Raw genomic sequence first — 26,602 nt, forward strand, 5'->3', positions numbered from 1 at the left:
AATCTAAAATAGTATTAACGTGACCCAGCTTGAAGTGCAGAATTTGCTATCCCAACAACTTCTGACTGCCTTCCATTTTTGAGACTTACTCGGTAAAGTACACCCAGCCTTTGCCACTCCACATAAGAAATGCAGTAATTACCACAAGTCTGGAAATAAATTCCCCTCATTCCGCCTGCTAATTCAATGCTTCTATAAGTATCCCTAGGCAATTGCGATGGAGGCGAAAACGGTTCATTTTTTTTAGCTGTGATTGTGCCAAAAGCACAAGCTCCGCCGCGGCAGTCTTTGCCTAAATACATTTCAACAATGTAACCGTGGGAGCCAGCTTGCACGTCAAAATCAAGTTGCTGAGAGTCAGATAAAGGAAGTAGGCTCGGTAGAAAAACAGGTACTCGTGTTTTGCCTTTGATTTGCTGAGAAATGTTACTTACTGGAAAACGAGTATTAGCTTGATTTGTACCTGAATTGTTGGGAATTGGGGGGAATTTTTGGACAAAGTTTCTCCATTGTACAACTCTAGTTTTCTCAACGTTCAGAGTAGGAATAGAATATTTTTCTACAGCAACAGATGGCTGGCCGCCTGGAAGGTCGAAATTGCGGCGAATTACTGTAATTTCTGGTTTCCCTAGTCCGTAAGTTGTGGCTGTGGTACGGGCGAGATTGCAGCTAATTTTGAAGTTTCCCATGTCAATGTTGCCATTTGCGGCTCCGTAAGACCAATTGTAACCGGCCCAAGTGCGATCGCGATCGCACAAAAAACGCGAAATCTCAAACATCTTGGCAATATGAACATCGTACAACCGCAACTTGGAGCTGCCGGCAGATTGTGTAGTATTGCGATCGGGTACAATAAATTGTATCGGTTGCCAGCTATCTTCACGGGAATAATTAAACCAGCGGATTTCTGTAATCGGGAGTTCAGTCCTTGCTAACGCTGAGTTTGGTGTCAAAGGTGCGATAGTAAAAGCAGTCACCACACAAGCAAAAATCGCCGCAAATAGCCATCTTCCCCTCATCCTGATTTCTCCCTAAGTAGGTCAGCGCAAAAAAACAATAGCATCTTGTAAGGGGCGAGTGCGAGTTAAGATATATCATACAATAAGGGTAAGGTGCGCCCTTACGCACCCTACATATAGAAGTTGCGCCTCCCCGACTGCTAAACTTAACGCTTCCCAGCTTGAATAGCAGAATTTCCTATTAAAAATACATCAGATTCTCGTCCGTTCTTAATGGCGACGGTATACATAAAACCCTGAGTTTTCCACTGAAGAGTTGCTGTGCAGTAAGCCCCGCAACCGTTATGATAAACTCCTTTCACTCCGCCCGCAAGTTTGACATTTTTTAACGTCTTAGTTACCCCTTCTAGTTTTGTAGTAAACTCCCCGCCTTTTTGACCTAGAATTGACCCAAAAGAGCAAACTGTCGTACCGCCGCAATCTGGTTTATAATCGATTGAAATAGTATAGCTGTTTGCTTGTGCTGTAGTTGGATAGTACATTTTTCCCGAAAGCGGAATCCTGCTGGGAATAAAAATAGGCACTTGCGTTTTGCCTTTTAACTTTTGCAAAATTGGATTTACCGGAACCGCAGTGCCTCCTTGAGCAATTTGTGTTGTTCCCGATTGTCGCTGCGACAATTGCGAAGAGCCAAAAACAACCGAAAGAGGTACTAAAGCAGTCAATACACCAGCAGAAGTAGCCAAAAGTAATAATTTCTTCTTCACGGTCTTTTTCCTTAATATTCCAAGAGTTTAGTTGGGTGGCAAACCGCATTCACCTATCTACAACCATAATTTAAAATACTAAATTAACACTCGCTTTTCCGGGAAAAATGTTTTTTGACTATCTTGACAAGGTTGCCAGAATATGAAGTCATCTATAATATAGAGAAGGCGAGCAATTTAGGAATAGAACGTGGAACTGCAAGAGTATTTACGCCAGCACGGATTGGAAACCTTGTCCGAAACTTATCATATCAAAGTTACCCGCCACCGCCAATATCCCGATTTAGTCTGTCTGAAATACTCGCAGATAGAATCTCCCCTGGGCGAAAAAATAGTCCAGCAGTGCCGAGGTATTATTTTAGATTCATCTCAAAATTGGCAGATAGTTTCTTATCCCTACGACAAATTTTTTAATTACGGAGAAATTCACGCCGCTGCAATTGATTGGAGTCATGCCAAAGTTTATGAAAAACTAGACGGTTCTCTGACTGTACTGTATTTTTACAAGGGAGAATGGAGAGTGCAATCTAGCGGTACTCCCGACGCCGCCGGCGAAGTTAACGGTTTTGGATTCACTTTTGCCGAACTTTTTTGGAAAGTCTGGCAAGAATTGGGATATCAATTGCCGGAAGAAACCGACCAGTGTTTTATCTTTGAATTGATAACGCCTTACAATAGAATAGTTGTCCAGCCAAAAAACAATCAAATCGTGCTGCACGGGGTTCGCAACACTCAAACGCTGCTAGAAACCGACCCGAGTATTTGGGCAAATAAATACGGATGGGAATTGGTCGTATCCTATCCTTTAACTAGCTGGAAAGAAGTTATCGAAGCGGCTCAACATTTAGATCCGATGAATTCGGAAGGGTATATTATCTGCGACGCTAACTTCAACCGAGTTAAAGTTAAGTCTCCGCAATATGTCGCGATTTCCCATCTGCGCGCAGGGTTTTCGACTCGTCGCCTGATAGAAATTGTTTTAACTAATGAAGGAGAAGAGTTTTTAGCTTATTTTCCTGAGTGGAGTGAGTTGTATCAACAAGTTAAGGACAAATATCAATCTTTGATTGAAGAAATTGAGGAAGCTTACCGACAACACGAACATATTGAAGTTCAGAAAGATTTTGCATTAGCTGTGAAACATTTGCCGTATTCCGGGATTTTGTTTTCTTTGCGGGCCAGAAGAGTTGCGGGAGTGAAAGAAGCTCTCCGTGATGTTACGATCCATAAAATAGAGGAGCTATTGGGTTTAGATTACATCCATCTAGGTTTGTAGTAACGACTACAGTCGTTTCTTGAATGAGGACTAAAACCCTCACTACGAACAAAGATTAACATTATATTTTAGGTGACAGAATAAAGAAGTAAATGCACCTAATTCAACCTAAGATACAGGTGGCTAAAAAGCTTGCTGTATCAGCCTTCTTCCTTCTTTCGACGGACATCGGACTGACATCCGTTACATCCGTTACATAATCCGTTGTCGAACTTCCTTCTAATTACCATGAAAAGAGTTATTGTACTTGTCGGTTTACCCGCTTCGGGAAAATCTCAATTTGCTAGGGAATTGCTGCTGTCGGAACCTGCAAAGTGGGTGCGTAGCAATAAAGATTTGCTCAGAGAAATGGCTCACGCTTCTCATTGGTCGCCGGCGAATGAAAAGTTTATTGTGCAGTTGAGAGATACGATTATTTTGATGGCTTTGGAAAGCGGCAAGCACGTCATTGTTGATGATACTAATTTCGGGCATCACATCGAGCATATCAAACAGTTAGTAAAAGGTAAAGCCCTCGTCGAAGTTAATGATTCTTTCCTGCAAGTTCCGGTTGAGGAATGTATTAAACGGGATTTGAAAAGGCTTAATTCGGTGGGCAAAGATGTGATTATGAAGATGTACAATAAGTATGTGCGGGTTCCCGTTGGGCCGCCGGAATATAACCCGGATTTGCCGGATGCAATTATTGTCGATATGGACGGTACGCTGGCACTTCTCAATGGCAGAAATCCTTTTGATGCTTCGACGTGCGATCGCGATTTGCCAAATCAGCCAGTTTTAGATACCGTTCGCAAGTGGCAGTCCAGCGTTAATATTATTGTAGTGTCGGGCAGGACGGATGACTGTCAGCCTCAAACTAAAAAATGGTTGCAGCAGTACGAGGTGAATTATGCCAACCTTTATATGCGGAAAACCGGAGATATGAGGAAGGATTCTATTATTAAAGAGGAGTTCTATCGGCAGCATATTGAAGGAAAATATAACATTAAGTTTGTTTTGGACGATCGCCAGCAAGTTGTTGATATGTGGAGAGGCTTGGGATTGACGGTATTCCAAGTAGATGAAGGGGATTTTTGACCTATGGTTTTTATGACAATTGTCCCATGCCTAATGCTATAATCAAAGTAACATTACAAAAAATTTTGTTATGATAGCCATTCCCCAAGAACCCCAAAAAATGACGGTTGAGGAATATCTCGAATGGGAAGCTCAACAAGAGATTCGCCACGAATATGTCAACGGCGAAGTTTTTGCCATGACAGGCAGTACAATTCCCCATAACGATCTTGCACTCAACTTTTACAGGAACTTGTACCCGCATCTGCGTTCTAGAGGCTGTCGGATCAACGTGTCAGACGTGAAATTGCAAGTCAGTTTTCAAAGCCGTTACTACTACCCTGATGTGATAGTCAGTTGCGACCCTCAAGACATGAATTCCCGCACATTCATTCAGAATCCTAAAATCATTGTGGAAGTTCTTTCTCCCAGTACAAGTGCTAAAGATCGGGATGAAAAATTCACTTGTTACCTAAAAATTCCGACTTTGCAAGAGTATATCTTGATTGATTCACAAAAGATTTTTGTTGAACGTTACTGTCGGGGCGAGGGCAGAATGTGGCTTTACTATTCTTACACTGCTGGAGAGATTATCACTTTATCAAGTATTGGGTTTGATTTGCCGATCGCACTTTTGTATGAAGGTGTTGGATTTGAAACAGAAACAGAAACGTAAATGGGAATATTGAAAACCGCAATCTCTGTAGGGGCGGGTTCACCGAAATCTTTAACACAAATCAAACAATCTGATAAACCCGCCCTCCAACACCCTATTTTACATCAACATTTGATTCAAGAAATTAATGGTAAATTTGTATTTTCTATCGGGTGGGGGCGAGTTTAGGAGATTATTAATTTTTTCCATAGATGGTTGGTGAACCCGCCCCTACGGTTCAATTGTACCTGGTGTTGATTCAATACAGTTCAAACTACCGCGTCCAAGCCAGCCAGCGATTAAACAAATTCTTCACAAACGGAGTCAAACGAGTGCGATTGTAAGCATCTCCGGCTTTCCGAATTGCATCAGCTTGTGTCGGATACGGGTGAATTGTGCTAGCAATCTTTCCCAAACCAATATTGTTAACCATTGCCAAAGTAATCTCGCTGATCATATCCCCAGCGTGTCGCGCTACAATAGTTGCACCTAATATTTTATCGCTGCCTTTTTTGACGTGAATTTTCACAAATCCTTCCTCTTCGCCGTCAATAATTGCCCGATCGACTTGACTGAAAGGAATTAAAAATGTATCGATATCAATGCCTTTTTCCTCAGCCTCGTGTTCGCCCATTCCGACGCGCGCAATTTCCGGATCTGTATAAGTACACCAAGGTATCGTCAAAGCGCTGAGCTTTTTGCGCCCGAAAAACAGAGTGTTTTGAATCACCATTCTCGCGGCAAAATCAGCAGCGTGAGTAAATTTATGCTTCATGCAAATGTCCCCAGCGGCATAAATGCGGGGATTGGTAGTTTGCAAATTGTCATTGACAAATACGCCTTTTTGTGTATCGTATTCTACGCTGACAGATTCCAGATTCAATCCTTCGACGTTGGGCGATCGCCCTGTACTCACAATAATTTCATCTACTGTTACCGATGCTTCCTCACCTTGACATTTATAATAAATTACTTTGCCTGCATTTGTTTTCTCAACGCGCTCTATTTTGGATTCAAGTATTAGCTGAATTTTTTCCTTTACAAAAGCCTGCTGTACAATCGTAGCAGCCTCCGCATCTTCTTTGTCTAAAATCTGAGCATTTTTGTGCAGCAATACGACTTCCGAACCCAGTCTGCGAAAGGCTTGGGCCAATTCGCAGCCGATCGGCCCTGCGCCAATTACAGCTAAGCGTTGTGGCCTTTCCGTGAGGTTAAAGACAGTTTCATTTGTCAGATATCCAGCTTCCTGTAAACCTGGAATTTGCGGTTGTAGCGCCCTTGCACCTGTGGCAATTACTGCTTTTTTAAAGCGGAGAGTTTTGCCTGCAACTTCTACTGTATTATTGCTAGTAAAACGACCAGAACCTAAAAAAACATCAACTCCTAATTTGTACTGGTAGCGTTCAACAGAATCAACATCGCTGATTCCCGCCCTGATGCGGCGCAGCCGTTCCATCACAGCGGCAAAATCCACTTCTACACTGTCAGAAACATTAACACCAAATTTACTTGCTTCCCAGATATCGCCGACAGTGCGAGACGATCGAATTAAAGCTTTTGACGGCACACAACCGACATTCAAACAGTCACCGCCCATTAAATGTTTTTCAATCAAAGCAACTTTCGCGCCCAAACCTGCGGCACCTGCAGCAACAATTAATCCAGCGGGCCCCGCGCCAATTACTACTAAATTATAAGAACTAGCCGGCTGCGGATTTACCCAATCTGGCGGATGCAAATAGGAGACTAATTTCTGGTTGTGTTCGTCCATCGGGGGGACAGTTACGCGATCGACTTCTGACTGGGGCATTCGCAAATCCTCCTAATTAAATACTTTCTTCCAAAGCTTTGCTGGCTATGCGAGTGATAAAGACAGTAACAGCGACAGTAGCAAGAAAACTGATAATATTAATCAACCATTTTACTGCGGAATCTTGAGGACTTGCATACATAGTTTGCGTGCCTATCGCAGCAACCTCTCCCACCAAAGAGCCGGAATAGACGTACATAATTGTACCCGGTATCATGCCAAAGGAACCCAGCACGTAATCTTTCAAAGAAACTTGAGTGATTCCCAGAGCGTAATTCAATAAATTGAAAGGAAATAAAGGACAAAGACGAGTTAAAAAAACAATTTTTAATCCTTGTTGGGAAACTGCGCGATCGAGAGCTTTAAACTTGGGGTGAGATTCCATATATTTTACCACGCGATCGCGGCACAAATAGCGCCCGATCGCAAAAGCAAATACAGCACCTAAAATGGACGCCGCAAATACGTAAACTGAACCCCACCACAAACCAAAAATCGCCCCCCCTCCCAGCGTCAGTACCGAACCCGGTACAAACAGCACAGTAGCCAAGTTATAAGTAGCTACAAAAGCCACCGGCCCCCACCAGCCTAAATCCTCGATCCGCATTAACAGAGTTCTCAAAACATCTTGAACGTAGGCAGAGCGAGTTGCTACAATTAAGAGAGCGAGCAAAAGTGCGATCAAAAAAAACAACACTATGCGTTTAAATTTTACCCTAGCATAATCTTGGATTCGTTCTTTTGCCATGATTCACCCGCAAATATTGATCAGCATTATACTCCAAACTTAAATTATTACTGTCAACTACCATAAAAGCGATAGGTTATGACACCAAAAGCCCAACTCCCAATCCCCGAACATTTCGACCCCAAAAAAGTAGGCGAAGTCTGGCGAGTCCCCTACCAAGAACGGGCCACCCAAGCGAAAGATTGGGCAAAGCAGCACAGCATCCAGCCAGCATCCAGCGACAAAAAACGCATTTGTTTGCTGATAATCGATGCCCAAAATACCTTTTGCTTGCCCGAATTTGAACTATTTGTTGGCGGGCGTTCCGGTAGTGGTGCAGTTGATGATAACCTGCGGCTGTGCGAATTTATTTACCGCAATTTAAACGCGATTACAACCATTGCGCCGACAATGGACACCCACACCGCCATGCAAATTTTTCATCCAATCTTTTGGATAAACGAAGCAGGCGAACACCCCCTACCCGCCGCCATATCAATTACTTTAGAAGACGTGCAGCAAGGCATTTGGAAAGTCAATCCAGCCGTCGCCGATAACATCAGCGGGGGCAATTTATCAGCACTGGAAAAACAGGCTTGCCACTACGTCAAAAAACTCAGCGACGATGGGAAATATCCCCTGACAATTTGGCCCTATCACTCGATGCTGGGTGGCATCGGACACGCGCTGGTTTCTGCGGTGGAAGAAGCAGTATTTTTTCATACTATAGCTCGCAATAGCCAAGCACTTTTTGAAATCAAAGGCGGGAATCCACTGACAGAAAACTATTCGGTTTTGCGACCCGAAGTTTTAGATGGATTCGACGGCAATCCGATTGCTGAAAAGAATGCTAAGTTTATTGATAAATTGCTGGATTTTGATGCAGTAATTATTGCCGGACAAGCCAAAAGTCACTGCGTTGCTTGGACAATTGATGATTTGCTGACGGAAATTTTGGCGCGAGATCGGAATTTGGCAAAGAAGGTTTATTTGCTGGAAGATTGCACTTCGCCTGTGGTTGTTCCGGGTGTTGTTGATTTTACGGAACAAGCAGATGCAGCTTATCAAAAATTTGCGGCTGCGGGAATGAATATTGTTCAATCTACTCAGTTTGAGGTACAATCAAGATAAGTTAGCAACTGGCTGTGAGTATGAGCTTAGTATCTAATGATCTGTCGGCTATTATCCGTACAGAGCGCGGGTTGACGCTCGCAGGTACCGCAGTCCTATCTGCGAGCGTAAAGATTGCCCAGTCAATCGCTGCTTAACTCGTGATATTAAATCCGGTTAGCTATTAAATAATAAAACAAACAAGGATAATGAAATTATGAATCCAAGTAGTGTAGAGCCTTTGTCTGGGCAGTTAACCCTACGCCTTCGCCACCAGCTTCCTGACCATCCAGGTATTTATTTTGTGGTCGGTGAACGCGAACAATTATTTTATATTGGTCAAGCCCAAAACTTACGGAAACGTTGGGCAGGAGCGAGCCATCACCGCTACAAGCAACTTGCTAGAAAAGGATTGGATAAAATCGTTATTAAATATATTCTAGCTTCCGTTTCTGAATTGAAAGAGTTAGAGTGTCAATATATCGAGCAATTTAATCCCTTACTGAACTATGGCAAAGTCAAGAAATACTTGCCCAAAACCAGTCCCCGGTTTTCTGAGTTGCAGCGATTGCTTAAGCTTGCCAGCCAGCCTCTTTTTCCTTCAGTAATATACAAATCGCTTAATGGGCAAACGATTCCCAGAGAGCCGTCAGATTTATTTCGGGGTTTGGTTGCTGGTGTATATGAAGACCAGCAGTTACATATTTTAGTTTTGTGTAGGCAAAATATGGGACAATTGTTATGGAAAAGCTCTGCCGATCGTACAAAAAAACGTTTTTACATCAGCCATGAACAGCAACTCCTAGGAAGTTGTTATTTTTTTGATGCCCGACAAGTTATTTTTACATTTGTGGAGCTATTCGATTGTAATTTTGCCGATGCCGTTTTTCAAGATGTTTATCCAGATATATTAAATTATGAGATAGCAGGTGTGACACTTAAAGGGCTTTCTAAACCTACATTGTTAAGTTCATATTTATTAAAAAACAGCACAAACATCGATAACTTCGCCAAAGATTATCTTTTAGGTGTTGCTGAAAAGTTACAACCATTGCCTGCTGAGTTTAGCCTTAATAAAGAGCTAATTTGGTAAAAACACAAATATTATTAATTTGAAGTATCAAAAAAAAGTACCTTATTTATAATAAGGTAGATTTTTATTTTTAGTAGGTGGGGGCGGGTTTTTGAGACGAGCAATTTTAGGCTGCTCTGGTTGGTAAAACCCGCCCCTACGGTTCATGATTTTCAATAACTATTTCCCATCCAATCTCGGCACTCCCTCCAAAAAAGAGCCGCTCAACATTAACTCAGTCATCCGGTCTAACTTGCCGCTAACTTTTAATTTTTTATTTGTTTGAAAGCGCTGGATATCTGCTTTTAAATTCCCGCTATTATATCCTAATTTACTCAAATAGTCAATAGCTTGTTTGTCACTTAACAAGATATCCGCCGAACGAAAAATCGGCACGTATTCTTCGCGCCAAATCTGGGTAAAAGTTGCCCTATCTAAATAGAAAATCCTGCCCCGTGCCGGGTCTCCAATGGCAGCTACACTGTCATTCATTCCCAGCAAAGCGACCGCGTGGGGTAGCTTCCGAGGGCCGTCAAATAGCCAAAATGCTAGCACTCCGGGGCGATTAATTTGCTGAATTTGCTCCCAAGTTGGCGTTAGTTCGATCGCATTTACGCCCAAAGCTCTTGCTGCTATAATTAACTGCGGCATCGAAGTTCCCAAGCGACTCGTGCCGGCAAAACGCGCTACAGTCGATTCCGTCGCATCGATTCCCCAACGCCTTAACACTGTTGCTAGGGCGGCGGGGGCGCAACTGCTGTTAGATGTTTGCCGAAACACACCGTTGGGCCGCAAATTATCTATTAAATCAGCGTAAATTGGCGCCATAAAATAGTTTTCAGCGCCTGTAAATCCTCCCAATCCCAACAAGCAAATTAAAATTACTGCGATTACTTGCGATCGCGCTGTCAACCAACTTATACTAAAGCCAATACCGCAGACTCCCATCAACATCACTCGTAGCAAAGTCCAAGTAACTCGCATCCCGTGAAAGCGCCACTCGATCGGCAAAACAGGCATTTGAGGCATATTTAGAGCCAGTAGCAGCAAGGCAATATAAAAACCCAAAAAAGCTAAGGCGATCGAATTTCTGCCCTTAAACAAATCGTTAGCCGTCACTCCCGACCGAACTAACACCCGCCCGAACCGCATTCCCCAGACAAACAGCACCGAACCCAGCACCAGCGTCACTAATATTTCCATGAACTCAAAATTTTGTTGCTTAACTAGGTTGTAACATTTATGCGATCGACTTGAACCCCAATCAATACTGGGAGAGAGGAAGAGTGGGGGAGAGAATTTGACGATGTTTGGGTTTCGTTCCTGAATTTCCAGCTACAATCGAATAAACAGGATTTATCCCAAATCCAAGCAGTCCAAACAACTCTTAACCCTAAAGGCTTGACCTGCATCGCTTGCTCGACATTAAGTTTTGCAAGATTTTTATTGATGAGTATGAGTCAATGGTTGAGTTGGTAAAGCAAAGAAAGCAAAAAGAAGCGCTGGAAGTTTTTCCACGAAACAAGGGGCATTAATTATGAATTAGTATTAGGGATTAAATAAATACTTTGGTGAAAAAGATCAGCAAATTATTGACTCCGTAACTTTCTCCACAAAAGTCAACAACGAATCAAGGAGTAGAAAGTGCAATGTCGCAAAATATTATTCGGCTTAGTAAAGTAGTTCCGTTGGGCTTCGGCTCCATTTTTTTGTTAATGATGAGCATTGGATTTGCCACTAAATTGAGTATGGATAAGTTAGCCGAAGCTATTGAGTGGCAAACGCACACTTATGTAGTCCAGACAAATTTGCAAGCCCTAGAAAAAACTTTATTGGATGCTGAAACAGGACAGCGAGGGTTTATATTCGCTGGAAAGGAAGAATTTTTAGAACCTTACAAAAAGGGGACAGTCGCTTTTTATAAAACAGTAAAGGAGACAAAAGAGTTAGTAAAAGATAACCCTCAACAAGTTAAAACTTTGAAGGAAGTTGAAAATTTTGGTCAGCAAAAACTCGATGAATTAGCGGAAACTATATCCCTGAAAAGGGCTGGTAAAGAAGCAGAGCTAAGAGCATTGGTGATTTCAGGTAAAGGCAGGATATTAATGGATGAAATTAGGGATAAGCTAGCAGAAATGCTTACGGTAGAAGATGATTTACTGGTTCAACGAACAAAATTAGCAAAACAGTCGGAGCAATTAGCGACGATTGTTTCTATAGGAGGTACGGTTGTTGCTGTAGTATTGGGTTCATTTATTGTATTATTTATTTTTGATAAAATTATCCGACCAATCAATCAGGTAGCAAATACGATCGCCAGTTCTTCCACAGAAATTGCGGCGACAGTTGAACAGCAGGAACGCACAGCCGCACAGCAATCGAGCTCTGTAAATCAAACTACAATCACAATGGATGAGTTGGGCGCTGCTTCCCAACAATCAGCCCAGCAAGCCCAAGCTGGTGCGGAATCTGCACGGCAAGCTTTAAAGAGCACTGAAAGGGGAACCCTAGCAGTGGAGAAAACCCTGGAATCGATGACAATATTGAAAGAAAATGTCGGGGCAATGGCGGCCCAAATTCTGAAATTGAGCGAACAAACCCATCAGATTGGCAATATCTCTACTGATGTCACAGATTTAGCCAATCAAACAAATATGCTGGCACTGAATGCCTCAGTAGAAGCAGTCCGGGCGGGCGAAAACGCCAGAGGTTTTACTGTCATAGCCACAGAAATCCGCAAACTAGCAGACCAAAGTAAGAAATCAGCCGAGAAGATTAACCGCCTAGTCGATGATATCAAGACAGCGATAAATTCCACCGTAACGGTGACAAAAGAAGGTACTAAAACAGTAGAAGAAGGAACCAAAATCAGTCAAGAAACAGCAGCAGCTTTCTCGGAAGTGGCAAATGCTGTTAACAATGTGGTATTGAACAATCAACAAATTTCTCTAACTGCTCAACAACAAGCAGTTGCTATTAAACAAGTAGTCGAGGCGATGAACTGCCTCAACCTATCGGCAAAAGAAACTGCTAGTGGTATTACTCAAACCAAAGTAGGCACTCAACAATTGAACGAGGCAGCCCAAAATCTCAATTCAATTGTCTAAAGGGTGCTCAGTCTTTTGGGCTAGCAGATTAGCAATTGATAGCATTGAGTCAATCGATTTTAGATTTTAGATTTTAGATTTTAGATTGGAGTATTGACCCCACGGATAAATTCGGGGGTTCCTTTATCGGATACAGGTTTTTTATTTCTGGACGGATGAATCCGGGGGCTTGTATCCTGGATACTGTCGGTCAAAACGATCGCACGCGAGTGTATCGCCAAAGCCAGGGCGATCGAATTTCTGCCCTTAAACAAATCCTCTTCTGTAACGGGCGATCGAACTAACACCTTTCCGAACCCCCTTCCCCAGACCAACAGCACCGAACCCAGCACCAGCCTCACAAGTATTTCCATAAGTTCAGAATATGGTCGCTTAACTAGGTTGTAACACGCTCTGCGATCGTCCGCGGGGAGCGGGGCAGGAGAAGACGGGGGAGTGGGAGTATTTTTATTTTGCCTCCTGCCTTCTTCCCTCTTTCCTCTTTCTTTAACCACACCTAAAATTTGCCAAATGTCAAGGGACTCGATCGACTTTCCCCCACCTTAGCCACCAAGTCCCAAACAAGATTTAGCGCCGCAAATAATTCCCCAAATCTCTTGCCACAAACGGCCACATCCGTTGTAATATAGATGTAAGTCGCAGCCCGTTAAAGTAATCAACCAAAAATTAAGCCGCTCAATATATTCACGCTCCAACGAGCGATGAGTTGTATTGAGCGTGCCTATTCAGGAGCGATAAAAGCTCGTCAGACACCCAAAATATTCAGGAAGAATCATGCCATCAAGAGCCGCCAACGATGTAGACGTAGCAGAGCAATATTGGCACTACCTAGAAATATCCAAGGTTGCAACTATCTTAGAAACCAACCTGGAAAGCGGTTTAGAACCGACAGAAGCCAACCATCGCCAACAGAAATTCGGGCCCAACGAACTAACAGTTAAAGCAGGGAAACCAGCCTGGTTAAAATTTATCCTGCAATTTAACCAACCACTGTTAATCATCTTGCTGAGTGCGGGTTTAATCAAAGCAGCGATCGGAGAATGGCTAAACGCTAGCGTAATTTGGGGCGTAACAACCACCAACGCTACTATTAGTTTCATCCAAGAAGCTGGAGCCGAGAAAAAAATCGAAGCCCTAGCCCAAGCTGTCACCACCGAAGCCACAGTCATTCGGGGTGGCAAAAAATTAAGAATTCCCTCCAAAGAACTCGTTGTCGGCGACTTAGTAATCCTGACTTCCGGCGACAAAGTACCGGTAGACTTGCGATTAGTGAAAGTCCGCGACTTGCAAATCGACGAATCGGGACTTACAGGGGAATCTGTTGCTGTCGAAAAAGAATTAGGACAGTCTGGAGACTTGGTTCTGCCACAAGAAACGCCACTAGCAGAACGGGATAACATGGCCTATGCCGGCAGTTTTGTCACTTTTGGCCAAGCTAGTGGCATCGTAATTGCGATCGCCAATAAAACCGAAACCGGCAAAATCTCCCAACTATTAGATCGGCACATCGATCTCACCACCCCCTTAACCCGCAAATTCAACCAATTCAGTCAAAACTGGCTGTTATTCGTGTTGGGAATGGCAACCTTGACCTTCGCCGTCAGATTGGGGCGGCCAGTCCCTGCGGGAGTTTCAGCCTTTAAAGAAGCAGTCGAACCCGCAGTCGCCCTGATTGTCGGCGCAATTCCCGAAGGCTTACCCGCCGTCATCACCGTCACCCTAGCCGTAGGCGTTTCCCGGATGGCAAATCGCCACGCGATCGTCCGCAAATTGCCCGCAGTCGAAACCCTCGGCGGCGCTACAGTCATCTGTTCCGACAAAACCGGAACTTTGACGGAAAACCAAATGACGGTGCAAGAAATCTATTCTGGCGGCGAATCCTACTCAGTTACGGGTACGGGATACAGCCCTGAAGGCGAAATTCAGCTCAACAAACTACCAATTACTGTCAGTCAAGCTCCAACTTTGCAAGAATGTTTGCAAGCTGGAATGATGTGCAATGACTCTCACTTGGAATTTAAAGATGATGATTGGATTGTCGTCGGAGATCCGACAGAAGGAGCGTTAATTACTGTTGGCAAAAAAGCCGAATTGAGTCAGCAAACTTTGTCCAAGTCAATGCAGCGGCTGGATTCAATTCCCTTTGAATCTCAGTTTCAATACATGGCGACGCTGCACCGAACTCCCACTGGCAAAATTTTGTACGTCAAAGGTTCCGTAGAATCTGTTTTGAGTCGATGCGGTTCCAGTCTCGACACTCAAGGAAATCTGGTAGAAGTCGATCGCGAACAAATTCACCATCAAGTCGATGAAATGGCAAAGCAAGGCTTGCGCGTCTTGGCTTTAGCAAAAAAGCCAGTACCCCAAAGCCAAAATTCCGTCGATCACTCGGATTTGGAGTCGGGGCTGATTTTCTTGGGACTGCAAGGTATGATCGACCCGCCGCGGGCTGAGGCGATCGCAGCCGTCCAAGCTTGTCAAACCGCCGGCATCCAAGTCAAAATGATTACCGGCGACCACATCGCTACAGCCAAGGCGATCGCCCGCCGCATGGGATTCCGCAAAACTAAACACCACAGAGAACTTGTAGCCTACACCGGCGCTCAACTCGCCTCGATGAGCAAGCAGGAACTTGGCGAAGCTGTAGAAGCCGGCTCAGTTTTTGCCCGCGTCGCCCCAGAACAAAAACTACGCCTCGTAGAAGCTTTGCAACTTCAAGGCGAAATCGTGGCGATGACGGGAGACGGCGTTAACGACGCGCCGGCGCTGAAACAAGCGGATATCGGTATTGCGATGGGCAGCGGTACCGAGGTTTCTAAGGAAGCCGCCGACATGATTCTTACCGATGATAACTTTGCGTCGATCGAATCTGCTGTCGAAGAAGGGCGATCTGTTTACAAAAATCTGCTCAAAGCAATCAGCTTCATTCTCCCAGTCCACGGCGGAGAATCGATGACAATTTTGCTCAGCACCCTCCTCGGTCGAGAATTGCCGATTTTGTCGCTACAAATTCTCTGGCTGAATATGCTCAACTCGATCACCATGACTGTGCCTCTGGCTTTCGAGCCCAAGTCACCGGGAGTCATGAAACAGCAGCCCCGACCGGTAAACGAACCTTTCCTCACCGGAAATCGGATCAAGCGAATCATCGCTATTTCTCTTTACAACTGGACTCTGATTTTCGGAATGTTTGAATGGGTACGCCAAGCTCCTTGGGGAACCTTGGAACTGGCCCGCACGATGGCGATTCAAGCTTTGGTAATGGGGAGAATTTTTTACCTGTTGAGTCTGGGCCAGTTGTTGCCTTCTTTGATTGCTAAGTTTAGCGGTTCTAAAGAAGAAGTTAGCGGCGCTCCCGCCCTCGGTGTGGGAATTGTCCTGGCGGTGATTTTGCAGATTATCTTTGCTAATTCTCCGTTTGTCAATCGCATATTTGAGACGGCTCCAATGAACTTGGATCAGTGGCTGATTTGTTTCGGCGTAGCGCTGCCGATGATCGGTGTTGCTCTGTCCGTCAACCGCTTTGACCCGCCCAACTAATTCACCATTAACCTGTATGGTGCGTCAGGCTTGTGGTTAGCACGACAAACTCTGATTTTCCCACTGACGCACCCTACTACCATTAACTTGTATGCTGGTAGGGTGCGTCAGGCTTGTGGTTAACACAACAAACTCTGATTTTCCCACTGACGCACCCTACCGCCTTTCACCTGAAAGTAAGCAATCGATCTGAAATTAATATTTTTTAGCTATGTATTCATCTTCTATACAATCTTACTACAATAACCCTTGTTCCTTTCATTTTCGCATGAAGCATTTAATATCACAACTCCAATTGCGAGGTGATGAAAAAATTCTAGACGTAGGATGTGGAGACGGGAGACTAACTGTAGAAATTTCCAAATATTTGCCCCAAGGTTCTGTTATTGGTCTTGATTGTTTTCCATAAATTATAGCATTTGCTAAAGGTAAGTTTAATTGCGAAAATCACCCGAATGTAGAATTTCAATTAGGCGATGCAAGAAGCCTTGAATTTGAAAAAACATTTGACGTAATTGTTTCTTTCGCAGCTCTTCATTATATCCACGATCATATCCCCGTGCTAACAAGATTTAAAGAAGCGCTTAAGCCTTCAGGAAAAATTTTACTATCTATCTATGAATGAATGCTCTCACAATTCTATTCCATTTATAGTACAAAAAATACTGTTGCATAGTAATTTCCCAGAATTAAAAAAACTTCATTATCAGTTTTATTCGCCAGACGAATATCGACAAATGTTAAAGTCTCTGGGATTTTGTATAAATAGTGTCGAAGTTTTTTCTTATCCAATAAACGATCGTAGCAAACAAGAAATAAAGCAACGAATTGAAAAAAATTGGATTTCTTTGACTTCTCGGATACCTCCAGAAATTTACGATATTTTTATTGACGATTTAGTAAATGCTTATATGGAACGCAATCCTCCCAACCAGAGCGGTTTAATTGAAAGTGAAGAAGGATGGTTAGAAATTCAAGCAACTGCAATACCGTAACCCAAAATTATTTCTGTATTGTAGACTACAATTAACCGCAACCTTAAAAAACGAGACATATATTAACAAACTAAATGTACGGTGGCTTAGATGTTGGCCGCTTATTGACAATAGATTTGAATGCCGCGCGATCGGAATTCGCCCACGATATCCGTATCCCGGCAATACCTATATACCCACTGGCAGGTGTGTTCACTCACCTTTATGACGAAATGTTAAAAATCTCTACATTAATGCAGTAGGTGTGATTTAATTTAAATCGTTAAAAGTTAATGATTAATCTGCAATTAATATTTTTTAGCTATGTATTCATCTACTATAGACTCTTACTACAATAGCCCTTTTCCCTTTCATGTTCGCATGATGAATTTAATATCACAACTCCAATTGCGAGGTGACGAAAAAATTCTAGACGTAGGATGTGGAGACGGGAGAATAACGGCAGAAATTTCCAAATTATTGCCCCAAAGTTATGTTATTGGTAGTGATATATTTCCGGAAGTTATAGAGTTTGCTAAAAATAAGTTCGATCGCCAAAATCACCCGAATTTAGAATTTCAAGTAGGCGATGTGAGAAGCCTTGAATTTGAAAATTCATTTGACGTGATTGTTTCTTGTGGAGCTCTTCATTATATCCACAATCATATCCCCGTGCTGACAGGGTTTAAAGAAGCGCTCAAGCCTTCAGGGAAAATTTTACTATCGTTTTTAGGGGAAGGCTCTAACAATTCTTTTCATTCTGTGTTGCAAGAATTACTCCTGGATAGTAAATGGAAAGAATTAAATAATCTTAGTTATCAGTTTTATTCGCCTGCCGAATATAGAGAAATGTTAAAAGCTGTGGGATTTACTACAGATACCGTAGAAATTTATTCCTACCCGTTAAAGGATAATAAGAGCAAAACAGAAATAAAGCAACGAGTTGAAAAAGATTGGTTTTCTTTGAGTACGAGGATACCTCCAGAAATTTACGATACTTTTCTTGAGGAGTTAGTAAGTATTTATATGGAACGCAATCCTCCCAACGAGAGCGGTTTAATTGAAAGTAAAGCAGAATGGTTAGAAATTCAAGCAACTACAATACCGTAACAAAAAAATATTTCTGTATTGTAGACTACAATTAACCGCCACTTTTAAAAAGTAGACATATATTAATAAACTAAATGTACGGTGGCTCAGATGTTGGCAGCTTATTGACAATAGATTTGAAGCCCCTCCGATCGCCATTCGCTACAACCCTTGCCCAGCCACTCTTGGTTTGAACCAGTTTTGATAAGCAAATCCGATCGCTCTTCCCAACGCATCCTTATCGATACAGAGCTGTTTCATTCTCAGGAAAACCAGCGTTTTGACTCTTGTCGTGCCTCCGTGCCGACCCTCCCTATCCACGATTTATTAAGCGTTTCATGGATTAGGGCAGCCACGGGGGGCAGCCCCTACAAGAGAATGAAACAGCCCTGCTCATCGATAGCGTTCTCCGAAAAGATTTACTTATCAATCAAATTTAATAATTGTTTTAGAATTTCCGCAAGAGTACGGTAGAGTTAATAACCAAGTCAAGAAAACGTGCGGCTCGCAAAAAGTGAGTTCACACAACAGGGCCGATCGAAATATCGATATTAATCAAACCAGTCAAATCAGCAGGGATAGTTTAAAGACTTATACTAGCGCTAAATCTTTAGCTCTCTCCTGCCAACCTGCGCTCTAAACAGTTAGCTAAACCCAATTAGCGAACAGCAAAAAAGCGCATTGATAACCTTCAGTGAATGTTGTTACAGAAGATTATGAATTGCAGCGAGGCTAGGCTAAGACAAGATTTTCAGATGAATTTTCTGCGCTTTCTCGGCGTAAATTTATCATCAAAGCAGGTGCATCTGCCCTAGGTTGAATACTGCTCAAAGGGTGTTTGGGAAATCCCCCAGAACCCGGTGCAACTGCCGGTGCTGACGGCGCAATACCCGCGGCTACCTCAGTAGTGGCTGTTGCCAACGAGAAAAGAGTCGAAGGAATTGAAAGCACTAAAATCACATTGGGATATATCCCGATCGTCGAAGCAGCACCTTTAATCATTGCCCAAGAAAAAGGCTTTTTTGCCAAATACGGTATGACTGAGGTAACAGTTGCTAAGCAAGCCAACTGGGGCTCGGCCAGAGATAACCTAGAAATTGGCTCGGCAGGCGGCGGCATTGACGGTGGCCAGTGGCAAATGCCGATGCCTTATCAAATTAGTAAAGGTCTGATCACCAAAAACGGCGTCCAAATCCCGATGTATGTTCTGGCCCAGTTGAACACTCAAGGAAATGGAATTGCGATCGCAGCCAAACACCAAGGTAAAGGCATCGGGCTCAAACTAGATCAAGCAGCCCAAGACTACATCAAAGGCCTCAAACAAGCAGGTACTCCCTTCAAAGCAGCCTACACCTTCCCCAAAGTCAACCAAGACTTTTGGATTCGCTACTGGCTAGCCGCTAACGGTATCGATCCTGACGCAGATGCCGAGTTGTTAACAGTACCGCCGGCCCAAACCGTCGCCAACATGAAAACCGGAAGCATGGACGGTTTCAGTACCGGCGACCCCTGGCCCCTGCGGATCGTCCAAGACAAAATTGGCTTCATGTCCGCCCTGACTGGCCAAATCTGGAAAGGTCACCCGGAGGAATATCTAGCAATTCGCAGCGACTGGGTAGACAAACACCCGAAAGCCACCGAAGCCCTCTTAGCAGGACTTATTGAAGCCCAGCAGTGGTGCGACAAACCAGAAAATCGCCCAGAATTAGTTGCCATTACTTCTGGAAGAAACTACTTTGATATATCTCCCCAATTTTTGACGCCTCCCTACGAAGGCAAGTACATGATGGGTGATGGTCAACCAGACATCAACGACTTCAACAGTAGCCCGCTGTACTGGAAGGATGGCGTCGGTAACGTTTCTTATCCCTACAAGAGTCACGATTTGTGGTTCTTAACCGAAAGCGTCCGCTGGGGTTTCCTGCCCACAAAAACATTGGCAGATTCTAAGACAATCATCGATAAAGTCAACCGAGAAGATTTGTGGAAAGCCGCAGCTAAATTAGCAGGAGTTGCTGATGCTGAAATTCCCACAAGTACCTCTCGCGGCGTTGAGAAGTTTTTTGACGGCACAGAATTTAATCCTGCTCAACCAGAAGCTTACCTCAAGAGTTTGGCAATTAAAAAAGTGTGATGGCGTCTTAGCTTCGCATAATTTGGTCTCGAATTGTAGGGTGGATACTGTCCGCCATTGGTGTCAACTTAACGCTCTTTCTCTCAGTCCGCTAGGGACTAAATGTTGAACGTGTTTGTTAACACCAAGGCTCGCCCTACCCTTAATTTATTCTCGAAAAAAACAGCAGAAACATAGGAGATTAACAAGATGGCTGTCAGCACAAATCGGAGAGGCGGAGTCGATGTCCAAGGATCATTTGGCGAGTTTTGGAAGAAGAATTCCCCAAATATCTTGCCGCCAATTTTAGGAGTTTTGGGGTTTCTGTTCGTTTGGCAATTCTTGTCAAGTACGGGACTGATCAAACTGCCTGGGCCGATCAGCATTTGGACTGACGAACGGACGCGGATTTTGTTGCTGTATCCTTTCATGAACTCCAAAACCTACGGGATCGGCTTGTTTTGGCAAACTTTGGCTAGTTTGGAACGGGTGGCAAAAGGCTACACTCTCGCGGCCGTTGTGGGAATTGGTACGGGTGTTTTGGTAGGTACAAATCCTTTTCTAAACCGTGCTTTAGATCCGCTTTTTCAGTTTTTGCGGATGGTGGCCCCTTTGGCTTGGGTGCCGATCGCCCTGGCTGCACTGCAACAAAACGAACCTGCTGCTTTGTTCGTGATTTTTATCACTTCAGTTTGGCCGATTTTAATCAACACGGCTGAAGGTGTCCGCCAAATTCCAGACGACTATAACAACGTTGCGAAAGTGCTGCAGCTTTCTCGTCAGGAATATTACATGAATATTTTGTTTCCGTCAGCACTTCCTTACATCTTCACAGGCTTGAGAATTGCGATCGGTTTGGCTTGGCTGGCGATTATTGCTGCGGAAATCGTGATGTCTGGGATTACGGGTATCGGCTTCTTTATTTGGAATGCTTACCAGCAAAACTACATCAGCGAAATTCTGTTAGCCGTGTTCTACATTGGGGCTGTTGGTTTGTTGCTCGATCGCATGATGGCTTGGTTGCAGCAAAAGATTGCTCCCCCTCAAGGAAAGTAGTTTTGATTTGTGAGTTACCCGTTCCCAGGCTCTGCCCAAGGCGTGACAACAAGCGCGTAAAACCGACCGTCTCTCTTGTTTGTATCCAAGTCTCGATCCCCCCTAACCCCCCTTAATAAGGGGGGGACAAGAGTGTAGTCAAAGTCAACCCCTACTCCCCTTCTTAAGGGGGATTTAGGGGGATCTAGATTCGAGTAAAAGCGACATTATCTATCGAAATAACAAACCTACAAAAAAGGCAAGAAAATCATGTCTGTTTTGATTGCAGTAGAACAAGTCGAAAAAGTTTTTAATTTGTCAGACGGTGGCACATACATAGCCCTCAAAGGCATCGATCTGGAAATTAAAAAAGGCGAATTTATCTCATTAATTGGACACTCGGGCTGCGGCAAATCTACGCTGCTCAATATGGTTGCAGGTTTGGATTTGCCGACAGCCGGATTGGTGACAATTGACGGGCAAAGAATCACCCAGCCAGGCCCCGATCGCATGGTAGTATTCCAAAACTATTCTCTGCTACCTTGGCGGACGGTCAGAGAAAACATTACCCTAGCCGTAGACTCGGTAATGAGCGGCTTACCCAAAGCCCAACGCCTCGAAATCATTCAAAAACACATCGATATGGTGGGCTTAACTCCCCACGCCGACAAGCAACCCGCACTGCTGTCGGGCGGACAAAAACAGCGCGTGGCGATCGCCCGTGCTCTGGCCCTGCGTCCCAAACTGTTACTCTTAGACGAACCCTTCGGCGCTTTGGATGCTTTGACTCGCGGCAACTTGCAAGAAAAGTTGATGGAAATTTGCCAAGAGTACGAAATCAGCGCCCTGATGGTAACTCACGATGTGGATGAGGCCGTGTTGCTGAGCGATCGCATCGTCATGCTCACCAACGGCCCAGAATCGAAGATTGGCGGCATTCTCGAAGTAGACATCCCCCGCCCCCGCAAACGGATGGAAGTAGTCTCACACCCCAGCTACTACGCTCTACGTAGCGAAATGATTTACTTCCTCAACCAGCAGAAGCGCGTCAAAAAACTGCGGGCGCGGAAAGTACCCGCGATCGCCCGCCACGGCCTGGAAAAAGTCAACCTCGAACTCGGCTTTATCCCGTTAGCAGCCTGTGCTCCCCTCGCTGTCGCCAAAGAAAAAGGCTTTTTTGCCAAACACGGCCTCGATGAAGTCCACCTCGTGCGGGAAACAAGCTGGCGCGGCATCGTAGACGGCATCGCCGCAGGTTACTTAGACGCAGCTCAAATGCCCTCTGGGATGGCAATGTGGTTGAGCTTGGGGGGCCACCAAGAGAAGCCGATTCCGACGGTTACAGCCCTCACCATGAGCCGCAACGGCAACGGAATTACCCTCGCGAGGCGCTTTTACGACCAAGGTATCTACACTCTGGCCGACTTTAAAAAAATGCTCCAGAGAACGCCCGCGCAAACGCACCGCATGGGCATCGTTCACCCTTCTTCGATGCACAACCTGTTGCTGCGTTACTGGTTGGCTTCCGGCGGCATTGACCCGGATCGCGATGTGTTGCTCAAAAATATCCCTCCAGCCCAGATGATAGTTGACTTGCAGGGCGGCACTATTGACGGTTTCTGCGTCGGCGAACCTTGGAACTTGCGGGCCTCGATGGAAGGAGTCGGCTTTACGGTGGCGACAGATTTGGAACTGTGGCCCGGACACCCCGCGAAAATTCTCGGAGTTCGGGAAGACTGGGCAAATGCTTATCCCAACACTCACATTGCTCTAGTCAAAGCTTTGCTGGAAGCTTGCAACTATTGCGCCGATCCAAATCACGCCGCCGAGGTTTCGGAAATTGTCGCGGGAAGGGAGTACGTCGCAACCGACAAGAGTTACATCCAACTCGGCGACCCGAAATCGGTTGCTTGCAACCTCGATACTCCCATGCGGGAATACGCCCACCACTTGTTTTCTGGAGAGGGGGTGAATCGCCCAAGCCGCACCGAACAACTCTGGCACATGGTGCAGATGGCACGCTGGGGCGATACTGTGTTCCCGCGCAACTGGGTGGAAATTCTGGAGCGGGTGGTGCGAGTCGGTGCGTTCAGCACGGCGGCGCGCGAGCTGGGGATGGCTGATATTACTTACACTCGCGGTTCTCTCAGCTTGTTTGACGGCTCGGTGTTTAATGCTGACGATCCGATCGGCTATCTCAACAATCTGGCGATTAAACGCGATTTCACGATGGCTGAAGTTGTACTCGATTCCGGCCGCAGAGCTGCTTAGAGCGGTTTTTAGTTGGATAAAAACAGGGTAATTGCTAATTGTTAGTTGTTAGTTTTTAAGTGCTAATTGCTAGTGAGCAATTCCCTCTTCATGACCTCCGTTACATGCGTTACATAATCCGTTGCCGAACTTCCTTCGCCAATCACCCACTCACAATTTCCTAAACCCATGCTCAACACCACTAAGAACCAGACGAACACAAAAACTCCGATCCAGCGGGGAAAAGACCGCCGCCAACCTTTTTTGGTGATGGACAATGTTTACAAAGAATATCCAAACGGTTACAGAGCTTTAGAAAACATCAATCTGAATGTAGCTGAGGGAGAGTTTATTACTCTGATCGGACACTCGGGCTGCGGCAAATCAACACTGTTAAATATGGTGTCGGGTTTTAGCCATCCGAGCCAGGGCACCGTGTCGATTAACGGGCAGCGGATTACGAAGCCGGGCCCCGATCGCATGGTGGTGTTTCAGGGTTACGCTTTGCTGCCTTGGCGGACGGTGTTTGAAAATGTTTATTTGGCGGTTAATTCTGTATTTCCGAATAAGTCGAAGGTCGAAAAAAATGCGATCGTCAATGAGCATTTGGCGATGGTGGGATTGACAGAAGCTGCCCAGAAAAGACCGCCGCAAATTTCGGGGGGGATGAAGCAGCGGGTTTCGATCGCCCGCGCCTTGGCAATTCGCCCGAAAGTGCTGATTTTAGACGAACCTTTTGGTGCTCTGGATGCAATTACTAAGGAGGAATTGCAAGAAGAATTGCTGAAAATCTGGAACGATCACCGCTGTACGGTGTTGATGATTACTCACGATATTGACGAAGCGCTGTTTTTGGCCGATCGACTGGTGATGATGACTAATGGCCCGTCGGCGACAATTGGCGAGGTTCTGGAGATTCCTTTCCCGCGTCCGCGCGATCGGGTTCAAATGATGGAAGATCCGGAATACTACAATTTGCGGAACTATGCCCTAGATTTCCTGTTCCGTCGTTTTGCACACGATCACGATGCCTAATCGGTTGGGAAATCAAAGTTAAACAGGAGAATTTGAGACTTATGGAACAAGTTTAATTCTTGTGGGCAGTAGGTTTTAGGCATCCTGCGGGCTCAAGACGAGCTTTTTTGCAGAAGTCTATTGAAAAGTTGAAGCCCCAGTGTTCCCCGATGTCAGGGGAACATCGCTACGGGCGCAATTTTCCCGATCCGGTTGGGTAAACTGAAGCTTAATGGTGGGCGAGAAGTTTTTTCGGACGTTCGGATCTTTTTCCGAGATTTTACGTCTACCAGCGAAGAGACCCGATTGCCTAGCTGTCGGTAAGCTGGCATGAACAGAGCCCACCTTCGATCGAGGGTGGGCTTCTTCTTGATGTTATTAACCGTTTGTGGGCGATCGAGGGTGTGTGCATTCCACCCTTTGAACTGGCACAATGCGGGACGTTGATTAGTGTTTGATGAATTAATGTTTTTGTCCAAATAGCGGTTTTCAGTTGAGTGAAGTACAAATACTCGGGTAGGGAAACGGCTGATCCTAAGTCCGGCGCGGGGCTCTGTGACTTTTAACGATTGGTATAAGACTGATGATTGTAGCAAGACTTTTTTAAATTTGTATTGCTCAGGTTTGCACGGAAAAATCCTCTGGATCAATATCCCAATTTACCCAGCGAATTGCTTCTTTAGCCGTTAGCGAAGCCCTCGAAGAGGATCGCACATCAGGCGGCACTCGCAACGCATGAATGTGTCCCGTACTCGGACAAGTCAATCGATTTTAGATTTTAGATTTTAGATTTTAGAGGCGACCCCACGGATAAATGCGGGGGCTTGAGGATTTTCGATTTGCGATTTGGGATTGATTCCACGGATCGATCGCGTGGCGGGTACCACCTTTGAAATTCTTGGTCATTTTTAACAAATAAACTGGCTTTGTATTACCCTCGTTATCAAAATCATCGTCAAACTCGATGCTTAAGAGAGTGTATTCCTGCCAACTATCTAATTCTGTCACCGCTAATTCTTGACAAATGCGATCGTAAGTAATTTCCTGAATTAACGCGCGCCAAACTTCTGCATTCTGTTCCTTCAACACCCATTTAGACTGCCACTGGTGCGGGTGCAGCCTGCCGTACCATTCGGGCAAAATCACGCCGTGATAGGCGTAAATCGAAACACCGTCGGCAAATTGTACCGCTGGTTTTCCTTCGGCGTGCAAGCGGTGGTTGCTGTCAACGGAAAGTGCGATCGGCTTTTCGCAGACAATGCAAACTTTGTCATAGGGATAAATCAAGCCGCAATCCCGGACAATCGATTGAAAAACAATCCAATTTCTGCCGTAAGAATGAGGTAAATTTAGAACCAAAATGCAAAAATCCAACAAACTGCCAAATGATTTCCGGTGCTGTTTTGCCGATCGCACTGTAAGCCGATTTTATTGTTTCTGCAGCTTGCGAGCGATTTATCGGGCCAGTGGAAAGCGATCTCGCTCTCCACTTTTCGCAATAAACTGGAATCAAAGCTGCTTGTTCTGGCGTGAGTTTTTTAACCTTAGTCTGCGACATACCTCCAACCTTGTGGCTCATATTCCCGCTGAATTCGCACCATCCAATTACCTTCGGGAATTGCGATCGCATGGTGTTCTTCGTGACTCAATAAAGCTGTCGGTGAAAGCACCCGCAAGTAGAGAGTGCCGTCTTTTTCGTACAGTTCAGCTTGTCCCTCAATAACCTGGTGAGAATGTCCGGTGACTTCACCTTCGGCGAGAGTTAGGTGAGGTTTTTTTTCTCCTTCGATTTTCGGTACGGGGGTGAGGATTACGTCGCCTTGTCGGATGGGTTGCATAGGTTTTTTCTAAATTTTGTTTGCTGGTGTCGATTGATCGAGCTTTTCTACCGCAACTCTATACTACACACGTAATACACTGGTGTCAAGAGCCACAAACCAAGTTCCATAACTCTTTGCTGCACAGACAGACGTTATCTTGGAGTGTGAAAGTGCGATCGCAAACAGCAATGCTATAAATACACGCGAGTTTCGAGTCGCCTGGGTGAG

The 26,602-nt window shown here is 44.8% G+C and carries 23 protein-coding genes and 1 pseudogene; 14 read left to right on the forward strand and 10 right to left on the reverse strand.

Features of this window, described 5'->3' with window-relative positions:
• Positions 1-14: 14 nt before the first annotated feature.
• Positions 15-1,019 carry a hypothetical protein gene (locus QUB44_RS12775; RefSeq protein ID WP_333367609.1) on the reverse strand — a complete coding sequence of 335 codons (1,005 nt, stop codon included), beginning with the start codon at positions 1,017-1,019 and terminating at the stop codon, positions 15-17.
• Positions 1,020-1,165: 146 nt separating this feature from the next.
• On the reverse strand, positions 1,166-1,726 hold the full coding sequence (locus QUB44_RS12780) for a hypothetical protein (protein WP_333367612.1): 561 nt from the start codon (positions 1,724-1,726) through the stop codon (positions 1,166-1,168).
• 190 nt (positions 1,727-1,916) lie between these two features.
• Between QUB44_RS12780 and QUB44_RS12785 the strand changes: the two genes are divergently transcribed.
• The 3 genes from QUB44_RS12785 (at position 1,917) to QUB44_RS12795 (ending at position 4,734) form a co-directional block, all read left to right on the forward strand.
• Positions 1,917-3,002 (forward strand): T4 RnlA family RNA ligase, encoded by a 1,086-nt coding sequence (locus QUB44_RS12785; protein WP_333367615.1) that lies wholly within the window; start codon positions 1,917-1,919, stop codon positions 3,000-3,002.
• A gap of 228 nt (positions 3,003-3,230) precedes the next feature.
• Positions 3,231-4,079 (forward strand): phosphatase domain-containing protein, encoded by an 849-nt coding sequence (locus tag QUB44_RS12790; protein WP_333367618.1) that lies wholly within the window; start codon positions 3,231-3,233, stop codon positions 4,077-4,079.
• Positions 4,080-4,149: 70 nt separating this feature from the next.
• Positions 4,150-4,734 carry a Uma2 family endonuclease gene (locus tag QUB44_RS12795; RefSeq protein ID WP_333367621.1) on the forward strand — a complete coding sequence of 195 codons (585 nt, stop codon included), beginning with the start codon at positions 4,150-4,152 and terminating at the stop codon, positions 4,732-4,734.
• 253 nt (positions 4,735-4,987) lie between these two features.
• On the opposite strand, the gene QUB44_RS12800 is transcribed toward QUB44_RS12795, so the two are convergent.
• Positions 4,988-6,523, reverse strand: a complete 1,536-nt coding sequence (locus tag QUB44_RS12800) for a mercuric reductase (RefSeq protein ID WP_333367624.1) — start codon at positions 6,521-6,523, stop codon at positions 4,988-4,990.
• A 16-nt stretch (positions 6,524-6,539) separates the two neighbouring features.
• The gene (locus QUB44_RS12805; RefSeq protein ID WP_333367629.1) at positions 6,540-7,271 is read right to left on the reverse strand and encodes a TVP38/TMEM64 family protein; all 732 of its coding nucleotides are present in this window, start codon (positions 7,269-7,271) and stop codon (positions 6,540-6,542) included.
• 78 nt (positions 7,272-7,349) lie between these two features.
• Here QUB44_RS12805 and QUB44_RS12810 point away from each other — a divergent pair, with 78 nt between their 5' ends.
• Together QUB44_RS12810 and QUB44_RS12815 are read left to right on the forward strand one after the other, a co-directional pair.
• Complete coding sequence (locus tag QUB44_RS12810; protein ID WP_333367632.1) at positions 7,350-8,381, forward strand: isochorismatase; 1,032 nt, start codon at positions 7,350-7,352, stop codon at positions 8,379-8,381.
• A 196-nt stretch (positions 8,382-8,577) separates the two neighbouring features.
• Positions 8,578-9,453: a GIY-YIG nuclease family protein gene (locus QUB44_RS12815; RefSeq protein ID WP_333367635.1), complete on the forward strand. Its 876-nt coding sequence runs from the start codon at positions 8,578-8,580 to the stop codon at positions 9,451-9,453.
• Positions 9,454-9,612: 159 nt separating this feature from the next.
• Here the strand turns inward: QUB44_RS12815 and QUB44_RS12820 are convergent, their stop codons facing one another.
• Positions 9,613-10,635 carry a cysteine peptidase family C39 domain-containing protein gene (locus QUB44_RS12820; RefSeq protein ID WP_333367638.1) on the reverse strand — a complete coding sequence of 341 codons (1,023 nt, stop codon included), beginning with the start codon at positions 10,633-10,635 and terminating at the stop codon, positions 9,613-9,615.
• 446 nt (positions 10,636-11,081) lie between these two features.
• Between QUB44_RS12820 and QUB44_RS12825 the strand changes: the two genes are divergently transcribed.
• Entirely contained in the window at positions 11,082-12,539 is a 1,458-nt protein-coding gene (locus tag QUB44_RS12825; RefSeq protein WP_333367642.1) for a CHASE3 domain-containing protein, read from the forward strand.
• Between the two features lie 80 nt (positions 12,540-12,619).
• Here QUB44_RS12825 and QUB44_RS12830 read toward each other — a convergent pair whose 3' ends face one another.
• The gene (locus QUB44_RS12830) at positions 12,620-13,033 is read right to left on the reverse strand and encodes a hypothetical protein (protein WP_333367645.1); all 414 of its coding nucleotides are present in this window, start codon (positions 13,031-13,033) and stop codon (positions 12,620-12,622) included.
• A gap of 280 nt (positions 13,034-13,313) precedes the next feature.
• Between QUB44_RS12830 and QUB44_RS12835 the strand changes: the two genes are divergently transcribed.
• From QUB44_RS12835 to QUB44_RS12870, 8 genes are all read left to right on the forward strand, one after another.
• Positions 13,314-16,079, forward strand: a complete 2,766-nt coding sequence (locus QUB44_RS12835) for an HAD-IC family P-type ATPase (protein WP_333367648.1) — start codon at positions 13,314-13,316, stop codon at positions 16,077-16,079.
• Between the two features lie 412 nt (positions 16,080-16,491).
• Positions 16,492-16,704: a class I SAM-dependent methyltransferase gene (locus QUB44_RS12840; RefSeq protein ID WP_333367715.1), complete on the forward strand. Its 213-nt coding sequence runs from the start codon at positions 16,492-16,494 to the stop codon at positions 16,702-16,704.
• A gap of 112 nt (positions 16,705-16,816) precedes the next feature.
• Positions 16,817-17,074 (forward strand): hypothetical protein, encoded by a 258-nt coding sequence (locus QUB44_RS12845; RefSeq protein ID WP_333367650.1) that lies wholly within the window; start codon positions 16,817-16,819, stop codon positions 17,072-17,074.
• A gap of 303 nt (positions 17,075-17,377) precedes the next feature.
• Positions 17,378-18,163, forward strand: coding sequence for a class I SAM-dependent methyltransferase (locus tag QUB44_RS12850; RefSeq protein WP_333367653.1), 786 nt, complete (start codon positions 17,378-17,380; stop codon positions 18,161-18,163).
• A gap of 817 nt (positions 18,164-18,980) precedes the next feature.
• Positions 18,981-20,276: a CmpA/NrtA family ABC transporter substrate-binding protein gene (locus QUB44_RS12855; RefSeq protein WP_333367656.1), complete on the forward strand. Its 1,296-nt coding sequence runs from the start codon at positions 18,981-18,983 to the stop codon at positions 20,274-20,276.
• 189 nt (positions 20,277-20,465) lie between these two features.
• A complete protein-coding gene (ntrB, locus tag QUB44_RS12860) occupies positions 20,466-21,311 on the forward strand; it encodes a nitrate ABC transporter permease (RefSeq protein WP_333367659.1) in 846 nt (281 codons plus the stop codon).
• Between the two features lie 249 nt (positions 21,312-21,560).
• Positions 21,561-23,561, forward strand: a complete 2,001-nt coding sequence (locus QUB44_RS12865; protein WP_333367663.1) for a nitrate ABC transporter ATP-binding protein — start codon at positions 21,561-21,563, stop codon at positions 23,559-23,561.
• 168 nt (positions 23,562-23,729) lie between these two features.
• On the forward strand, positions 23,730-24,575 hold the full coding sequence (locus tag QUB44_RS12870; protein WP_333367665.1) for a nitrate ABC transporter ATP-binding protein: 846 nt from the start codon (positions 23,730-23,732) through the stop codon (positions 24,573-24,575).
• Positions 24,576-25,172: 597 nt separating this feature from the next.
• Here QUB44_RS12870 and QUB44_RS12875 read toward each other — a convergent pair.
• The 4 genes and pseudogenes from QUB44_RS12875 to QUB44_RS12890 all read right to left on the reverse strand — a co-directional run.
• A pseudogene (locus tag QUB44_RS12875) lies at positions 25,173-25,316 on the reverse strand (DUF6745 domain-containing protein); the annotation flags it as partial.
• Positions 25,317-25,346: 30 nt separating this feature from the next.
• Positions 25,347-25,841, reverse strand: a complete 495-nt coding sequence (locus QUB44_RS12880) for a DUF6745 domain-containing protein (RefSeq protein ID WP_333367672.1) — start codon at positions 25,839-25,841, stop codon at positions 25,347-25,349.
• Entirely contained in the window at positions 25,825-26,112 is a 288-nt protein-coding gene (locus QUB44_RS12885; RefSeq protein ID WP_333367675.1) for a hypothetical protein, read from the reverse strand. Before QUB44_RS12885 ends, QUB44_RS12880 begins: the two co-directional genes overlap by 17 nt.
• The gene (locus tag QUB44_RS12890; protein ID WP_333367679.1) at positions 26,099-26,392 is read right to left on the reverse strand and encodes a hypothetical protein; all 294 of its coding nucleotides are present in this window, start codon (positions 26,390-26,392) and stop codon (positions 26,099-26,101) included. The genes QUB44_RS12885 and QUB44_RS12890 overlap by 14 nt, the downstream gene beginning before the upstream one ends.
• Positions 26,393-26,602: the final 210 nt, after the last annotated feature.

The organism is Microcoleus sp. AT3-D2 (assembly GCF_036705715.1).
GTDB lineage: Bacteria > Cyanobacteriota > Cyanobacteriia > Cyanobacteriales > Microcoleaceae > Microcoleus.

What these genes read in the sequence shown, in the direction of transcription:
- QUB44_RS12825 (WP_333367642.1), top strand. Translation starts at nt 11,082, where the DNA reads ATGTCGCAAAATATTATTCGGCTTAGTAAAGTAGTTCCGTTGGGCTTC.
- QUB44_RS12835 (WP_333367648.1), top strand. Translation starts at nt 13,314, where the DNA reads ATGCCATCAAGAGCCGCCAACGATGTAGACGTAGCAGAGCAATATTGG.
- ntrB (WP_333367659.1), top strand. Translation starts at nt 20,466, where the DNA reads ATGGCTGTCAGCACAAATCGGAGAGGCGGAGTCGATGTCCAAGGATCA.
- QUB44_RS12815 (WP_333367635.1), top strand. Translation starts at nt 8,578, where the DNA reads ATGAATCCAAGTAGTGTAGAGCCTTTGTCTGGGCAGTTAACCCTACGC.
- QUB44_RS12850 (WP_333367653.1), top strand. Translation starts at nt 17,378, where the DNA reads ATGTATTCATCTACTATAGACTCTTACTACAATAGCCCTTTTCCCTTT.
- QUB44_RS12795 (WP_333367621.1), top strand. Translation starts at nt 4,150, where the DNA reads ATGATAGCCATTCCCCAAGAACCCCAAAAAATGACGGTTGAGGAATAT.
- QUB44_RS12805 (WP_333367629.1), bottom strand. Translation starts at nt 7,271, where the DNA reads ATGGCAAAAGAACGAATCCAAGATTATGCTAGGGTAAAATTTAAACGC.
- QUB44_RS12775 (WP_333367609.1), bottom strand. Translation starts at nt 1,019, where the DNA reads ATGAGGGGAAGATGGCTATTTGCGGCGATTTTTGCTTGTGTGGTGACT.
- QUB44_RS12790 (WP_333367618.1), top strand. Translation starts at nt 3,231, where the DNA reads ATGAAAAGAGTTATTGTACTTGTCGGTTTACCCGCTTCGGGAAAATCT.
- QUB44_RS12820 (WP_333367638.1), bottom strand. Translation starts at nt 10,635, where the DNA reads ATGGAAATATTAGTGACGCTGGTGCTGGGTTCGGTGCTGTTTGTCTGG.
- QUB44_RS12870 (WP_333367665.1), top strand. Translation starts at nt 23,730, where the DNA reads ATGCTCAACACCACTAAGAACCAGACGAACACAAAAACTCCGATCCAG.
- QUB44_RS12890 (WP_333367679.1), bottom strand. Translation starts at nt 26,392, where the DNA reads ATGCAACCCATCCGACAAGGCGACGTAATCCTCACCCCCGTACCGAAA.
- QUB44_RS12845 (WP_333367650.1), top strand. Translation starts at nt 16,817, where the DNA reads ATGTTAAAGTCTCTGGGATTTTGTATAAATAGTGTCGAAGTTTTTTCT.
- QUB44_RS12810 (WP_333367632.1), top strand. Translation starts at nt 7,350, where the DNA reads ATGACACCAAAAGCCCAACTCCCAATCCCCGAACATTTCGACCCCAAA.
- QUB44_RS12800 (WP_333367624.1), bottom strand. Translation starts at nt 6,523, where the DNA reads ATGCCCCAGTCAGAAGTCGATCGCGTAACTGTCCCCCCGATGGACGAA.
- QUB44_RS12885 (WP_333367675.1), bottom strand. Translation starts at nt 26,112, where the DNA reads ATGTCGCAGACTAAGGTTAAAAAACTCACGCCAGAACAAGCAGCTTTG.
- QUB44_RS12865 (WP_333367663.1), top strand. Translation starts at nt 21,561, where the DNA reads ATGTCTGTTTTGATTGCAGTAGAACAAGTCGAAAAAGTTTTTAATTTG.